Annotated in this window: 12 protein-coding genes; 10 read left to right on the forward strand and 2 right to left on the reverse strand. The window is 65.4% G+C overall.

Features of this window, described 5'->3' with window-relative positions; translation table 11 throughout:
• Positions 1-58 precede the first annotated feature (58 nt).
• The 3 genes from truA to eccB are packed head-to-tail and all read left to right on the forward strand — an operon-like array spanning position 59 to position 4398.
• Complete coding sequence (truA, locus tag KBX14_RS04070) at positions 59-898, forward strand: tRNA pseudouridine(38-40) synthase TruA (RefSeq protein WP_070363061.1); 840 nt, start codon at positions 59-61, stop codon at positions 896-898.
• 58 nt (positions 899-956) lie between these two features.
• A complete protein-coding gene (locus KBX14_RS04075; RefSeq protein WP_256041881.1) occupies positions 957-3095 on the forward strand; it encodes a DUF6541 family protein in 2139 nt (712 codons plus the stop codon).
• A 49-nt stretch (positions 3096-3144) separates the two neighbouring features.
• On the forward strand, positions 3145-4398 hold the full coding sequence (gene eccB, locus KBX14_RS04080; RefSeq protein ID WP_256041882.1) for a type VII secretion protein EccB: 1254 nt from the start codon (positions 3145-3147) through the stop codon (positions 4396-4398).
• On the opposite strand, the gene KBX14_RS04085 is transcribed toward eccB, so the two are convergent.
• Together KBX14_RS04085 and eccD are read right to left on the reverse strand one after the other, a co-directional pair.
• A complete protein-coding gene (locus KBX14_RS04085; RefSeq protein WP_256041883.1) occupies positions 4395-5588 on the reverse strand; it encodes a S8 family serine peptidase in 1194 nt (397 codons plus the stop codon). The two genes, eccB and KBX14_RS04085, sit on opposite strands and share 4 nt — an antisense overlap.
• 4 nt (positions 5589-5592) lie before the next feature.
• A complete protein-coding gene (gene eccD, locus KBX14_RS04090) occupies positions 5593-6918 on the reverse strand; it encodes a type VII secretion integral membrane protein EccD (RefSeq protein ID WP_256041884.1) in 1326 nt (441 codons plus the stop codon).
• A 137-nt stretch (positions 6919-7055) separates the two neighbouring features.
• On the opposite strand from eccD, the gene eccCa reads away from it, so the two are divergent.
• The 7 genes from eccCa (at position 7056) to glmM (ending at position 15055) form a co-directional block, all read left to right on the forward strand.
• Positions 7056-10712 carry a type VII secretion protein EccCa gene (gene eccCa, locus KBX14_RS04095; protein ID WP_256041885.1) on the forward strand — a complete coding sequence of 1219 codons (3657 nt, stop codon included), beginning with the start codon at positions 7056-7058 and terminating at the stop codon, positions 10710-10712.
• Positions 10709-11626, forward strand: a complete 918-nt coding sequence (locus tag KBX14_RS04100; RefSeq protein WP_256041886.1) for a type VII secretion-associated protein — start codon at positions 10709-10711, stop codon at positions 11624-11626. Before eccCa ends, KBX14_RS04100 begins: the two co-directional genes overlap by 4 nt.
• 154 nt (positions 11627-11780) lie before the next feature.
• Positions 11781-12098, forward strand: a complete 318-nt coding sequence (locus KBX14_RS04105; RefSeq protein WP_071567367.1) for a WXG100 family type VII secretion target — start codon at positions 11781-11783, stop codon at positions 12096-12098.
• Between the two features lie 65 nt (positions 12099-12163).
• Positions 12164-12448: a WXG100 family type VII secretion target gene (locus KBX14_RS04110; protein WP_070477587.1), complete on the forward strand. Its 285-nt coding sequence runs from the start codon at positions 12164-12166 to the stop codon at positions 12446-12448.
• Between the two features lie 194 nt (positions 12449-12642).
• Positions 12643-13086 carry a 50S ribosomal protein L13 gene (rplM, locus tag KBX14_RS04115; RefSeq protein ID WP_070363053.1) on the forward strand — a complete coding sequence of 148 codons (444 nt, stop codon included), beginning with the start codon at positions 12643-12645 and terminating at the stop codon, positions 13084-13086.
• Positions 13086-13616: a 30S ribosomal protein S9 gene (rpsI, locus tag KBX14_RS04120; protein WP_070363052.1), complete on the forward strand. Its 531-nt coding sequence runs from the start codon at positions 13086-13088 to the stop codon at positions 13614-13616. The genes rplM and rpsI overlap by 1 nt, the downstream gene beginning before the upstream one ends.
• 95 nt (positions 13617-13711) lie before the next feature.
• Positions 13712-15055 (forward strand): phosphoglucosamine mutase, encoded by a 1344-nt coding sequence (gene glmM / locus KBX14_RS04125; protein WP_256041887.1) that lies wholly within the window; start codon positions 13712-13714, stop codon positions 15053-15055.
• The last annotated feature ends 11 nt before the right edge of the window (positions 15056-15066 follow it).

The following is a 15066-nucleotide window of genomic DNA, read 5'->3' on the forward strand; positions in this document are numbered from 1 at the left end:
GGTGTCGCGGGGTTTTCGCATTCCAAGAGCACGCGACCAGTTTGCTAGCCTGTAACGAATGAACACGATGCGGCTGCGTTTCGACATCGCCTATGACGGCACCGACTTCCACGGCTGGGCCCGGCAGAAGGGAGACCTGCGGACCGTCCAAGGAACCGTTGAGGACGCGCTCGCGCTTGTGCTGCGCCACCCCGTCGCCCTGACGGTCGCGGGCCGTACGGATGCGGGGGTCCACGCCCGCGGCCAGGTTGCGCACGCAGACATCGACCCGGCCGCGTTGCAGCAGCGCTCTCTTGACGGTGATCCTGCGCGCCTGGTGCGTCGCCTTGCCAAACTGCTACCGGACGACATCCGAGTGCAACAAGTCCGGGAGGTTGCCCCTGAGTTCGACGCTCGCTTCTCGGCCATGGCGCGTCACTACATCTACCGCGTTACTACCAACCCAGCGGGGGCGCTGCCGACACGGACGCGTGACACTGCAGTGTGGGCTCGCCCGGTCGACGTGCAGCTAATGCAGCAGGCCGCCGACGTGCTGCTCGGGCTGCACGACTTCGCGGCGTTCTGCAAGCCGCGACCGCACGCGACGACGATCCGCGACGTGCACAGCTTTCGCTGGGTGGACGCTTCCACGGAGGCGGAGCCGCAGCTCTACGAGGCACACATCAGTGCCGACGCGTTCTGTTGGAACATGGTGCGCGCACTGACCGCGACGTGCCTCACGGTCGGGCAGGGCAAGCGCGACCTGGCGTGGGCCACTGGACTGCTCGACGCCACTGAGCGGCGCGCCGACGTACCGTTAGCCCCCGCGAAGGGACTGACATTCGACCATGTTGTGTACCCACCAGAGCAGGAGTGGGAGGCACGAGCCAACACAACTCGTGATCGGCGTTCGCTCTGAGAGCGCAAAGCGATAAGATTTCACCAGTCTCAACGTCTTAGGTCTCGAAGGAGTACGCGTGGTCACTGCCGGGATGTTCATAGCAGCGGTACTTGTGTTTGTGCTGCCAGGATTCCTGGTCAACGTCATCTCCGGCATGCGTGTGCCGGCGTCGGTGGTGGCGTCGATACCCGTGAGCTTCGGCATTATTGGCTTCAGCGCCTGGTCTTGGGGCCTGACGTCGGCGAGATTTTCGCCGTGGACGTTCTCTGTGAGCGTGGTGTTTGTGATGTTGTGTGCTGCGGGGTGGCGCTACGTGTTTGCGCGCCGAGCCCGCGAGCGCTGGACTGGCACCGGGCAACTGTCGTGGCGTCGGGCGCTGCTGCCGGGGACTCCGCAGGAGCGGCGCGAAGGCAGCGTGGTTGACCCCGTCTGGGTGCTGCCGTTGCTTGGTGTGATTGTGGGGTCGGCGATGCTGATCAGTAACAAGCTGCGGTGGCTGCAGGGAACTCCGCTGGGTTTGGCCAATATCGTGCAGGGTTGGGATTCGCAGTGGCACGCCAATACTGTGCGCTTCATCATGGACGAGGGGATTGCGTCGCCAACGCGCATGGGGGAGCTGATGTACCAGGAGACGCACAGCTCGCTGTTGTACCCCTCGGGCTATCACGCGGGGGTGGCGCTCTTTGCCAAGACCGCTGGGATGGCACCGATCCCTGCGTTGAACGTGGCGCAGGCGATTGCGCCCTCGGTGGCGGCTTGCGTGTCCGTGGCGTGCCTGGTGTTTGCGTTTCTGCGGTCGCGGGGGCTGACGGCGCAGATCGCGGCGGGGTTCGCGCCGCTGCTGGTGTACGGTGCGCCGCAGCTGATGTGGGTGTCGGATTTTGTTGGCATGTGGCCGTACATGATGGCAGTTGCGCTCACGGGTATTGTGATTTGGCAGTTCCTGGAGGTGCCACGGCATCACAACTCGGCGTTTGCGGCGGCCATTGGGTTCTTCGGGGTGGTGGCGGTGCACCCGTCGCCGGTGACCACGATTGCGCTGGCGGTGGCCTTCGCTTGGTGCTTTTCGACGCTTCTTCGTCCCGTCCGTTCACGCCTCGTGGACACTGTCTGGTTAGCGGCCCCGGCGCTTGCCGGTGCGGTGCTGTTCCTGCCACAGATGTTTGCTGGTTCCGAGCAGGCGCAGGAGGTCGCGGGGTGGTCTACTCCGGAGGATGGCACGGCGCCAAATCCGTGGGCGCTCGCGATCACGATGGATACGCGCCACGTCACTGAGTACTTCCCGAACTACAACCCGACTGTGCTGCTGTGGCTCGCGCTCGTGGGGGCGGTGGCGCTTGTGGCGTGGCGTCGCCAGGTGTGGCCGGCGGCGTTCTACGTCCTGTCACTTGCGACGGTGGTGCAGGCAACCGCACCGCTTCCGCCGGTGCTGCACGTGGTGCCTTCGCTGGTTTCGGGGCTGCACTACAACACGGCGCACCGCCTGGTGTTGCCGGTGGTGATGTGCGTCATCGTCGCTGCGGCCATAGGGGTCTCGGTGATGATTCGGATGCTGACGTTGGCGCCGGTTGCCGCGCGTGAGGGCACGGTGGTGGCGAAGGGGGCGTCGACAATTGGGGCGGTGCTCGTGTCCCTCGTGGTGGCTGCGAGTACTGCGACCGCCGTGCACGCGAATGCAGCTCAATCGGCGGAGGGCATTTACACCGCTCCGCGCGTTGGCGGTCGAATGGTCAACGATGACGACCTGGCTGCGTTCGACTGGCTCGCGACGCAGCCTGCGGCGTGGGAAGGCATGACCTACGGCGAGCCCGCAGACGGTCATTCGTGGATCTACGCCTACAACGGCGTGCCGACGCTTTCACGGCACTACCTGTGGCCGGCGAAGACACGAGGCGACGACACCGCAACCGCGTTGTTCGACGTAGAGATGCTCGGGCGCGGGGTGCTCGGCGACGCGACGGTGAAGAACGCCGTGGACCGGGCCGTTGAACGGCTGAACATCAAGTTTTACATCGCATCGCCGCCGTCGTTCTGGGCGCAGCAGCCGCCGCGCGTGAATTTGAACAATGCCACGGCCAATAGCGCGCTGACCCCGGTGTACGTGAAGGGAGACACGGTGATCTTCGCGGTGAACGAGGCGTTTACGCGCGCCGAGCTCGCGGAGATGCAGCACGACGCCGTCAAGCACGGCTCGGAACCGCTGGAGCTTTGGTAGTGTAAGGCAGCGTTATTGGTTATTGGGGGATACAACATTGGGGGTATACATGTCGCAACGTTTGTTGCCAACAACGCGACCGCAGGTGTCGGGGCACAGGTTCATGCAGCGCCGTGTGGAGCACGGCCTGATCTACGGCGACATCCGGATGATCCATGACCCGCTGGCGGCGCGGCGCCGCGCGGGGATCTTCGGGGCGGTCGGAGTGGCGTTGATCGCCGCGGTGATGGGGCTGTTCGCCTGGATGAGCCCGAACCCGCACCCCGGCGAAGCCTCGATCGTGCGAGCTACTGACGGCGGCCTGTTCGTGCGTGTCGACGGCACGTTGCACCCTGTGACGAACTTGACTTCCGCTCGCCTCATCGCCGGGGAGGCCGCCGAGCCTGCCCGCGCCGGTGGGGACTACTTGGCCACTGTGCCGCGTGGCCTGCCAGTGGGCATCGTCGCGGCTCCTGGGATGTTTGCCCCTGAGGCCACGGAGGCGCATGCCTGGTCCGCGTGCCACGCCGAGGGCAAGGTCACGGTGGTCGCGGGTCAGGCGCCTGCGCCGCTACCGAGGGGTACGGCGGTGCTGGCGGTGGCGGATCACCGGGAATGGGCCGTCGATGCGCACGGTCGCAGGCAGCTGCCGCCATCCACCACGCCGGAGGGGCGCATCATGCGCCGTGCCCTGGGGATCGACGCCACGACGCCGCGCTGGTCGCCACCGAACGCGGTGCTCGGCGCCCTGCGCGAGGGTCCGGCGTTCACGCTGCCACCGCGCCTCCCTGAGGTACTGCGCACCCCGGAGACTACCTGGGTGCTTACGGAGCACGGCGGTGTGCAGCAAGTCTCTGACACAGCCGCCCAAGTGCTTCTCGACGCCGGCGCCGCCTCCCGCAACGTCAACCGCGCAGACATCGCGCATTACCCGGACGCACAGCCGCCACTGGACCTGCGCATCCCGCACGAGGCTCCGCGCTGGGTGCAACCCACACAGGACACGGTGTGCGTGAACGACAAACGTGGCGCAGCCACCTGGCCGAAGGACGCCGGTGGCGTGCTCGAAGGAGCGATTGCGCTGGCGGGGACGGGCACCGCGACCCACTTCGCGGGACTGCGCGAGGGTGCCGTCGGCGTGGATACAGGGCAAGGCCTGCTCGTGGTGTCGCCGGAGGGCTCCCGCCACGAGGTCGCCGGGCGGGACACGCTGGAGCTGATCGGCGTGCGCCACACCGAGGAAGCGCCGTGGCAGATCGTTGCGCTGCTGCCGAGTGGAGCTCCGCTCGAGCGGGCTGTTGCGTTGCGGCCGGTGACGTCCTAGCGCCCGTGGTCTCCGCGGCCCCCACGGAGGGAGCGCGCCACGATCGTCAGCGCGATGCATGCCAAGAGCCCACCGAGTGCCAGCCCGGCGCGCCGGGCCGCAAGGGATGCGGTGGGCAACGGTGCGTCGATGGTGGTGACGGTTGCCTCGCGCGGTGGCGTGGGTGGGAGTTGCGTGACGATGTCTTCTGGGCGCAGCGCCCCGCCGTTGGGTTCCGCGGCGGCGTAGACGATCTCACGCACTTGTTGCGGTGAGAGGTGTGGATAGCGCTCGAGGAGGAGGGCGATGGCGCCACTGACGACGGGTGCGGCGAAGCTGGTGCCCACGTAGGGCTGCACGGTTGGTGTGCCGTCGGGTTGGAGCTCGCCGGTGATGCCGGTGGCGAACCCTGCGCCGTCGGACGCGAGGACCACGGGTGTGGTGCCGCGGGCGGAGAGCGGCGGCTTTGGGGATGCGATGGAGTAGTCGGCGACAGTGTGGGCGTCCTCGCGTGCGCCGACGGCAAGGACCGTGGGCATGTGCGCGGGGAAGACGGCGAAGCCGTGGGCGCATTCGTTGGTGGCGTTGCCTGCGGCGGCCACGACGACGGCACCGGAGGTTTCGGCGCGGTGGAGCGCGGCCTCCAGCTCGCGGGTGTCCAGGCTCGCGGCGAGGTAAGGCGGCATGCAGGAGACGACTGAGATGTTGATGACGCGTGCGCGCTCGTCGACGGCGTTGTTGATGGCGTCAGTGAGGGTGGCGAGTGATCCCGCGGCCTGCTCTTCGCGGTAGTGCGCGGAGGTTTGCCGGATGGAGATGAGGTGCGCTGCGGGCGCGATGCCGAGGTCGCGGCTGGCGATGATGCCGGCGACGACGGTGCCGTGGCTGTCGCAGTCGAAGAATGGATCGGGGTCGTCGGGTGTGACGAAGTCCCGGCCGGGTGTGACCGGCGGCAGTTGCGGGTGCCGCGCGATGCCGGTGTCGATGACGGCGACGCGCACCCCGCGTCCGTTCGCGTGGCTGCGGGACGCGGCGACGGATGGGTCAGGCTCCAGTGGCGTGTCGCGGTCTGGCGGCAGGTGCGCGGGGCGGGTGCAGGCGTAGTCCTGGGCCTGCGCCGGTGGGGCCGGGATCGAGATTGGCAGCGTCGTTCCAACGGCGAGTGGGGCGCAGAGGGTGGCGAAGAGGCGTCGAGAAGCAGTGGTGTGCATGGGCTTACAGCCCCCGGATGAGGTCGAACAGCCCGGTGAGGTGCACCGCGAGCGGGATGACTGCGATGATGGCGGCGGCTTCGGCGCGCTCGAACCACACCACCGTGGTTGGCTCGAGGTCAGGCACGCGGCGCGACCAGATGACGGCGGTAGCGCACACAATGGCGATGCACCCCGCTGCCACGAGGAACGCTGGGTGCGGGCTTGGCTCGTATACGGTGGCGAGCACCACGGTACCGAGCGCGCCGAGGGCCAGCGCCGTCAGCGCGATGCGCGGGGTGGGGTAGTGGTGACGCACCGCGTGGATGAGTAGCGCGCCAGCCATGCAACCGGCGAGTGCGACGCGCCAGCCCAGTGCGGCGTCCATTGTGGCAATGCCGTAGAGCGCTGGTAAGCAGCAGGTGGTCACGGCACATGCAATCGCGGCAGATACGGTCAGCGCGGTGCGGCTGCGTGTATCGACGTCATGCTGGTACACATCCGAGCGATCAAATTCCTCGCCAGCGGTGGGGATGCGTGGCACCTTCAAGCCCGCGGCGGCCGTGGCGATATGGGGCGTGAGCATGACCAGCAGCAACCCGAGCAGCACGACCACCGCCGCCCCCGCGTGGTGCTGCGGCAACCACGCACCGAGCGGGGCCGCGGCAAGGAGCAGCGCGCACACCGCCGCGAAGGTCGCGACCGCCGCACCGCACAGCCTGAGCATCGCGCCGATGACCACGCAGGACACGGCGGTGATCGCGGCGGCTAGCATCCCGATTGCCGTATCGCTCGACCCGTCCCATGTAGCCGGAGGCCCAGCCACCCAGGCGCCGACTGCGAAAGGGGCCGTGCACAGAAACGCCACGTAAACCGCGCTGCTTCGCGCCGCGAGCGACAACACCAGCGCCGCTGCAGCCGCCAGGCCCGCGCCGAACGCCACTCCGCCGACCGTGCCAGCCACCGCTGCAATGCACAGCAGCCCCAACATTGTTGCGCCTATGTGCAGGCCACGCACATCGCGCGCAGAAGCCGCCGCGGCGCTGAGCGAGTGGGCCGCGTCGCGGATCACGGGCGGTGCCGCCTGCTCCTGTGGGCGCATCACCACCGTCGCGCCGTTTCGCATCTTGAGCTGGTACAACGGCACGTGTCCGTCCAGTGGGATGCCAGCTACGTTGGTGAACTCCCAAGGGCGGTGCAGCTGCGGCAGTTCCACGAAGCGCGCGATCTCGGGTATCAGCTCGTAGAGCGACGAGGACGTCGGCAAACTGAGATCGATATCGCGATGAAGCGAAGCGACGTCGATACGAATGGTGACGTGCACGATGTGATGCGTTGCAGAAACTGCCACGATGAATCCCCCCGGAAAACAAACAAATGCGCGACTTGGCGCTTAACTTGAACAATGTAGCGCACCATCGCCTAGAATGCATGCAGACGTTGCGCGAGGGGGAATGCGTAACCGGGGAAATGCATGAGGGGGAATGCATGCTAGGTCTTGACCACGAACCAGTCGTGACACCATCGACGGCGCACACACTCGCGCCGCCACCACCACTGCCGACCGGCCAACTCCGCGCCGAAGCGGTACCGCAGGCGCACAAGGACCAGCCGATGCCACTGTTGAAAGTACTGCTGCCCGTGGTCATGGTGGTTGCCATCGGGGCGGTGATGGCGCTGATGGTGATGTCCGGGCGCACTGTGAGCCCAATGATGCTCATCTTCCCGGTCATGATGCTCTTCGGCATGGTCACCATGTTTTCGCCACAGGAGCGCCAGGGGGACATCGACGAGACGCGCCGGGTCTACCTGCGGCACCTGGATGCGCTGGCGCTTCGGGCGCGCAGCAACGCTGAGGTCCAGCGCGAGCACGCTGAATACCTTCACCCGGCGCCGAACGCTCTGCTCACGGCGGTGCCTGCGGAGCGTGTCTGGGAACAGTACGCCGCCTCGCCGTACGCGCTGCAGGTGCGCATTGGTGTTGGCGCGGTGGCACTGCATACCCCAATCGAGGTCGACGACCCTGGCTCGCCCGAGGACCTCGACCCGGTGTGCGCGGTGAGCCTGCGCAGGACGGTCGCCGCGGTGAACACGATCCAAGAGATGCCGATCGTGGTGGCGCTCAATGCGTTTCCCGTGATCACGATGGTGGGGCCGCGTGCGGCGGAGGTCGCGCGCTCGATCGTTGCCCAGCTGGCGTTTTTCCACGGCCCGGAGCTCGTCGGCATCGACGCCACCCAGGCGCCGAGCGAGTTCGAGTGGGTGAAGTGGCTGCCGCACTCCGCCACGCCGGAGGCGGCCGAGTTCCAAGTCATACTTCTCGACGCCACCACCCACCCCTCAGTGATCTCCTTCAGCACCAGCGCTGTCAGCAGCGAGAACGCGTGCGTGCTGGTTATCCACCCGGACCCGGACTGGTTGGTGGATGAGGAGGCGTTCCACCTTGTCTGCGACGAGGAACTCCACGCACTGACCGGGATGGGCTTGGAGTTTCTGGGCAGGCCCGACAGGATCGGTGCTGCGGAGGCGGGACTCATCGCGCGGCAGCTTGCGTTCTATCGTCGTCCCGAACAGCTCAGCGCCGAAAGTGCCTCCCACGGCGGTAAGCTGCTGCCGATGCTCGGCATCAACGACATCGCTGAACTGGACGAGCACACCATGTGGACCGGGCGCGAGGGCACCCGCCAGCGCCTCATGGTCCCGATCGGATCAACGGCCCAGGGCCAGGCGCTCTACCTGGATCTGAAGGAGTCCGCGCAGGGCGGGATGGGCCCGCACGGGTTGTGCATCGGCGCGACGGGGTCTGGTAAATCGGAACTTCTAAAAACACTCGTTGTGGCGCTCGTCGCGACGCACTCGCCGGAGGAGCTCAACCTTGTCCTCGTGGATTTCAAGGGTGGCGCAACCTTCCTCGGCTGCGAGTCCTTGCCACACACCTCGGCGGTCATTACCAACCTGGAGGACGAATCCATCCTGGTTGAGCGCATGTACGACGCCATCTCCGGTGAGATGAACCGACGTCAGGAGCTACTGCGCAAGGCGGGGAACTACGCCAATATCACCGACTACACCGCGGCCAGGCTCGCGGGTGAGGACCTCGCCCCGCTGCCGGCGCTAGTGATCATCCTCGACGAGTTCTCGGAGCTGCTGGCCCAGCACCCGCACTTCGCAGACCTCTTCGTCGCGGTCGGCCGCCTGGGCCGCTCGTTGGGCGTGCACCTGCTGCTTGCCTCGCAGCGGCTGGAGGAGGGCAAGCTGCGCGGGCTGGACTCGCACCTTTCCTACCGTATTGGCCTCAAGACGTTCTCCGCGGCCGAATCCCGCCAGGTGCTTGGCGTGCCGGACGCCTACGAGCTACCCAGCGAGCCCGGCGCGGGCTTCTTGTCCACGGGCTCAGGCGACTTGGAGCGTTTCCGCGCGGCGTACGTGTCGGGACCGCTGGAGCGCGCCCGCGGCGTGACCAGGCGCGAGGCGGCCGTGGAGGTTCGCCTGTTTCACGGGTGGGAGCCTCCGCCGGTGGAGGACGCGAAGGAGAGTGCCGGCGTCGATACTGATGTGACCACGACGTTGCTGGCGGCGGTCGTCGAGAAGTCGAGGGAGGTGGCGGATGCCCTGGGCATGCGGGCGCACCAGGTGTGGCTGCCGCCGCTGCCTGCACAGATTGAGCTTTCGCAGGTCTACGGTGGCAGCGAGACGCTGCCGAAGCTGCAGGCGATCATCGGGGTCATTGACGAGCCGATCAAGCAGCGCCAGGTGCCGCTCGTGCTGGACTTGTCGGTCGCGGGTGGTCACGTGGCGCTCGCGGGCGGGCCGCAGACAGGCAAGTCGATGGCGGTGCGCACGATGGTGGCGTCGCTCGCGTTGCGGCACACCACGGATGAGCTGTGCTTCTACATTATCGACGCCGGCTCCGGCGACTTCAGCGACGTCGCCGAACTGCCGCATGTGGCGGGTGTTGCGCAGCGCACGGACGAGGAGCGCGTGCGCCGCGTCGTCGACGAGCTGGTCGAGATGCTCGACGACCCGCAGCGGCGCACGAAGCGCCACACCGTGTTGATTGTGGACGGCTGGCACACGTTGCTCGCACCGGATGCGAAGACGGAAGACTTGCGTGAACCGCTGACTCGTCTTGCTGCGGAAGGCCCGGCTGTGGGCATTCACCTGGTTGCGACTACGCAGCGTTGGAACGCGATCCGCGCGAACGTCCGCGACGTGATTGGCACGAGGATTGAGCTGCATCTTACCGAACCGATGGACTCGGTGATTGATAGGAAGGTGCAGGCGAAACTTCCCGCGCTGCCGGGCCGCGGCATTACCGAAGAGGGGGCGTTCATGTTGGTCGCGCACACCTCCGCGCAGGACGTGGCACATGTACGCGCAGCGACGCAGGGCCAGCATCCGGTGCCACGCCTACGGGTGCTGCCGAGTCACGTGGAGGTTGCGGACCTGCTCACCTCGGGAGGCCAACGTCTGCCACTCGGCGTCGGTGGACCCCGACTTGCACCGCTGTGGAGCGAGTCTGGCCACCTGCTGGTCATCGGTGCGAGCGGTGCTGGCAAATCCACCGCGGTTGCCTCGGCCATCACCGCGATTGAGGCGATGGGCCGTGAGCAGGCCCGCATGGTGATTCTGGACGTGCGCCGCGCGCACCTCGGGCGGGCGAACCCAGATATGGTGGCGGCCTACGCAGCCTCTACCAGCGCCGTCGACGAGGCGGTCAGCGCGCTGATCACCACGCTGCGCGGCAGGCTACCCGGGGCGGATGTGACCCCGCAGCAGCTCGCGCAGCGTTCCTGGTGGGAAGGCCCGGAGCTCTATCTCGTCATCGACGACCTCGAGCTCGTCCCGGAGGACACCCTGCGCGAGCTGGCCACGCTGTTCCCGCACGCCCGCGACATCGGCCTGCACGTGGTTGCCGCCCGCAAGTTCGGTGGAGTATCACGCGCCATGTTCGGCAGCTTCCTGTCCGCCCTGAAAGACCTGCTTCCGGACGTCATCGTCCTTGACGGCACCAGGGATGAAGGCGCGCTCTTCGGGGTTCGCCCAGCCCCACAGCCGCCCGGCCGAGGCCTGCTCGTCCAGTCAGGTGAGGCCCGTGGCCTGGTCCAAGTCGCAGCACCCTACCCAGAAGGAGGCACTCTATGAAACCCGATCTCCGCATCACCATGACGCCCACGAACACCATGTTCACCGGCGCCGCCAACGTTCACCGTTTTGACGGCCCCGGCCCGCGGGAAGTCGCGCAGTACGTGCGCGGGCTCTTCGGGCCCGACCCGGGCGGCGCCGTGATTCAGATCGCCGCGAGCCCCGAGGACCTCGATCAGTTTGAGCAGGCCATGAGCGGCTACGACGTCACCATCACCGCCGAGCGCCTAGAGGTAGAGGCTGACCCTCCGACCGAAGAGCAACCCGCGATTACGGCCGTAGACCTTGCGCCACGTCGCGCGTGGTGGCCGTTCGTCGCGCTTGGCGCCGCAGTGGTTGTGGTCGCAGCAATCTGCGGGTTCGTGCTCTTTCGTTTCTTATCGACGCCCTCTTCGCCCACGTCTGCCCAGGCTTCAGAAGGGGCGACATCGACCACTGTGCTGCACAGTCAACCGACGGCCTCGCGGGCGTCAACAAACCCCTCTCCTTCTGTTGCGAGCGAGCCTACCGCCGTGCGAATCGCGCAGGACGGACTTGCGATTGAGCTGCCTCCCGGGTTCCAACTCGCGCAGCACGAGCAGGGCTGGATGGCAACAGGCGCCGACCCCGACATCCGCGTACTGATTTCCGCAGAGAACCGCTACACGCTGCCGCCAGAGCAGTTCGTAGCGCAGCTGCTCGGGGGTATCGAGCGCGACCCCGAGCTCACGCTCGTGGATCACAACCTCCACGCCGTGACGTACCGCGAGACCGCCCCCGGAGGCGCCGAAACGCTGTGGCGAACTTGGGCGCAGGATTCTTACCAGCTTTTCGTGGCGTGCCAGACGCGGCAGGCGCCCAGCAGGGTGCAGCAGGCGACGTGTCAGATGGCCTTCGACACCGCCGAATTCACGCCACCGACAGGGGAGGGGTGAGGCAAACTCGCAGCATACACGTGGTGGGAGGGTGGGGAGAAAAGTTTCTTCAACATTGAGGGAACCGGAGCGCCAAAACGTGCGTCCAACTATATGAACAGCTTGGAAGGCTGTCGTTACAACCAAGACACAGTACCTAGTAGGGGGATTGAACATGGAACAGTTCAGAACAGAAGCCGACGTCATGCGCGCAACTGCCGACCGGGCAGATGACACCAACGCAAACGTCAACCGAGAAATCGACCGCGTGCAGCAGGTCGCGGAGTCCACGCGCAGCTACTGGGTGGGCAATGCGCAGCGCAGCTTCGATGACCTGATGGTCCGCTACGACGACGCGCAGCGACGCCTCTCCGAAGCGCTGCGTGACATCGCGAACAACATCCGCGACAACGCCAAGAACTACGAGAGCACCGACGCTACGAACACCGACAACTTCCGTTCGCTGTCCGGTTCCGCGGGCTTGGCTCTCTAAAACGCTCCCAGCGGTTCTCAGCAGACACAACGACCATCTTCCGAATGTAAAGGGACATACTCATCATGCAAATCAAGTACGACTTCGCTCAGATCGCCAACGCAGCTGAAGACATGCGCTCGTCGGCGACCCGCATCACCAGCCAGCTCAACGAGCTGAAGCAGATCATCCAGCCGATGGCGCAGACCTGGGAGGGCACCGCAGCGTCCGCGTACCAGGCACACCAGGCGAAGTGGGACCAGGCCGCAGAGGATCTGAACACCATTTTGAACCAGATCGCCAGCACCGTTGAAGACGGCAACTCCACCATGCTCGCGGTAAACAACGCCGCGGCAAACAGCTGGGGATAACTACACAGAAGCTTGCTGAACAGCAAGGCGCCAGGGGGAGCGTCTTGCTGTTCAGTGCTTTGTGCTGTAAAGTTTGCAGCTTGTGTGCCGTGCTGCTTGTCGGGTCTCCACCGGCCGCCGTCTGAGCAGGATACAGCGCACAGTTTTATACGTTATGGCCGGCAGCCAACTAGACAGACTTGAAGGAGTCATGCATGTCTACTTACCACCCAAAGAGCGGTGACATTACCCGTAAGTGGTACGTCATCGACGCCACGGACGTGGTCTTGGGCAAGCTTGCGTCGACTGCAGCAGATATCCTGCGCGGCAAGCATAAGCCACAGTTCGCACCGAACGTTGACACCGGCGATCACATCATCGTGATCAACGCCGAGAAGGTCCACATCTCCTCGAATAAGCGCGATCGCGAGATGCGCTACCGCCACTCCGGCTACCCGGGTGGTTTGACTGCTATGACGCTTGGTCGTGCGCTCGATGAGCGTCCGGACCGCGTTATCGAGGAAGCTGTCAAGGGCATGATGCCGCACAACAAGCTTTCCCGCGAGTCCATCAAGAAGCTTCACGTCTTCGTCGGCTCCGAGCACCCATACGAGGCTCAGAAGCCGGAAACCTACGAGTTTAAGCAGGTGGCACAGTAATGGCTGATCAGAACAACATTGCAGCTGAGACCGACATCGACGCGGCAACCGCGGCGACGGAAGAGTTCAACTACACCATCGGTGACGCTATTGCTCCAGAGGTCGAGGAGACCCAGGACACCGTTGAGGTTGCACCGCTGCACGAGGGCCCAATCCAGACCGTTGGTCGTCGTAAGCGCGCAATCGCTCGCGTGACCGTCGTTGAGGGCGAAGGCAAGATCACGGTCAACGGCCGTGAGTTCGAGGACTACTTCCCGAACAAGCTGCACCAGCAGGACATCCTGCTGCCGCTGACCCTGCTCGAGCGCGAGGGCCAATTCGACATCAAGGCAAACATCAAGGGCGGCGGCCCAACCGGTCAGTCCGGTGCGCTGCGTCTGGCGATTGCCCGTGCGCTGAACATCTACAACCCGGCTGAGCGCCCAACCCTGAAGAAGGCTGGTCTGCTTACCCGTGACGCTCGTGCGGTCGAGCGTAAGAAGGCTGGTCTGCACAAGGCCCGTCGTGCACCGCAGTACTCCAAGCGTTAATCACTACGCTGGTTGTATCATCAACCGCCCCCTGGCACTGGCCGGGTGGGCGGTTGTTGTTTTTGTATAGCTGTCGGTAGTGCATAATAAACAGCATGACTCGATTGTTTGGAACTGATGGTGTCCGAGGTCTCGCCAATGAGCGACTGACGGCGTCGTTGGCACTGAAGCTCGGTGCCGCCGCCGCGACCGTACTAACGAAGGACCGTGAGTCCTCGAAGCGCCGCCCGACGGCGCTGATTGGCCGCGACCCACGCGTGTCCGGCGAAATGCTTGCAGCAGCGATGGCGGCGGGCATGGCGTCGAAAGGCGTGGATGTCCTGCGTGTCGGCGTGATTCCGACTCCCGGCTTGGCGTACCTCACTGATGACTACGGTGCGGACATCGGTGTGATGATCTCCGCGTCCCACAACCCCATGCCGGATAACGGCATCAAGTTCTTCTCCGCGGGTGGCCACAAACTGCCTGATGAGGTCGAGGACGAAATTGAGCGGGCTCTCGACACGCTTGAAGAAGGCGGCCCAACCGGCACCAGCATCGGCCGCGTGATCGAGGAGGCGCCGGACGCGCAGGATCGTTACCTGGCGCACCTCAAAGAGGCGATGAGCACCAGCCTGAAGGGCATCAAGGTCGTTGTAGACTGTGCGAACGGTGCGGCGTCCGAGGTTGCCCCGAAGGCGTACGAGGCCGCCGGTGCCGAGGTTGTGGCGATCTACAACGAGCCGAACGCTTTCAACATTAACGATGGCTCCGGTTCCACTCATATGGACAAGATCCAGGCGGCCGTCGTCGAATACGGTGCTGATCTTGGCGTGGCACACGACGGTGATGCGGACCGCTGCCTCGCCGTCGACGCTGAAGGCAACATCATCGACGGTGACCAGATTATGGCGATCTTGGCCTGCGGCATGAAGGCCGAGAACAACCTGCGCGACAACACGCTCGTCGCCACGGTCATGAGCAATCTGGGGCTTACCCTCGCCATGGAGCGCGAAGGCATTGCACTGAAGCAGACCGCGGTGGGCGACCGTTACGTTCTCGAGGAGCTCAACCGTGGGGACTTCTCGCTTGGTGGCGAGCAGTCCGGCCACATCGTTGTCCCGGAGCATGCCACGACTGGCGACGGCACGCTGTCCGCGCTGCTGCTGATGGAACAGATGGCGGAAACCGGCAAGAGCCTCAAGGAACTCGCACAGGTGATGCAGGTGCTGCCACAGGTACTCATCAATGTGCCGGTGTCGGAGAAGTCCAAGATTATGAGCTCGCAGGAGGTGCTGGCTGCGATCGATGAGGCCGAGGAAGAGCTCGGGCACTCGGGTCGCGTGCTGCTTCGTCCTTCCGGTACTGAGGAGCTGTTTCGCGTCATGGTGGAGGCCGCCGAGGAAGAACAAGCCCGAAAGGTGGCGGGTCGCCTCGCAGCTGTCGTCGCGGCAGTGTAGAGTCCGTTGGT

The organism is Corynebacterium sp. CCUG 61414 (genome assembly GCF_024453945.1).
GTDB classification, from domain to species: Bacteria; Actinomycetota; Actinomycetes; order Mycobacteriales; family Mycobacteriaceae; genus Corynebacterium; species Corynebacterium pseudogenitalium.

Coding starts and splice junctions, on each gene's coding strand:
- truA (WP_070363061.1), top strand. CDS start 59: ATGAACACGATGCGGCTGCGTTTCGACATCGCCTATGACGGCACCGAC.
- eccB (WP_256041882.1), top strand. CDS start 3,145: ATGTCGCAACGTTTGTTGCCAACAACGCGACCGCAGGTGTCGGGGCAC.
- KBX14_RS04085 (WP_256041883.1), bottom strand. CDS start 5,588: ATGCACACCACTGCTTCTCGACGCCTCTTCGCCACCCTCTGCGCCCCA.
- eccCa (WP_256041885.1), top strand. CDS start 7,056: ATGCTAGGTCTTGACCACGAACCAGTCGTGACACCATCGACGGCGCAC.
- KBX14_RS04100 (WP_256041886.1), top strand. CDS start 10,709: ATGAAACCCGATCTCCGCATCACCATGACGCCCACGAACACCATGTTC.
- KBX14_RS04105 (WP_071567367.1), top strand. CDS start 11,781: ATGGAACAGTTCAGAACAGAAGCCGACGTCATGCGCGCAACTGCCGAC.
- KBX14_RS04110 (WP_070477587.1), top strand. CDS start 12,164: ATGCAAATCAAGTACGACTTCGCTCAGATCGCCAACGCAGCTGAAGAC.
- rplM (WP_070363053.1), top strand. CDS start 12,643: ATGTCTACTTACCACCCAAAGAGCGGTGACATTACCCGTAAGTGGTAC.
- rpsI (WP_070363052.1), top strand. CDS start 13,086: ATGGCTGATCAGAACAACATTGCAGCTGAGACCGACATCGACGCGGCA.
- glmM (WP_256041887.1), top strand. CDS start 13,712: ATGACTCGATTGTTTGGAACTGATGGTGTCCGAGGTCTCGCCAATGAG.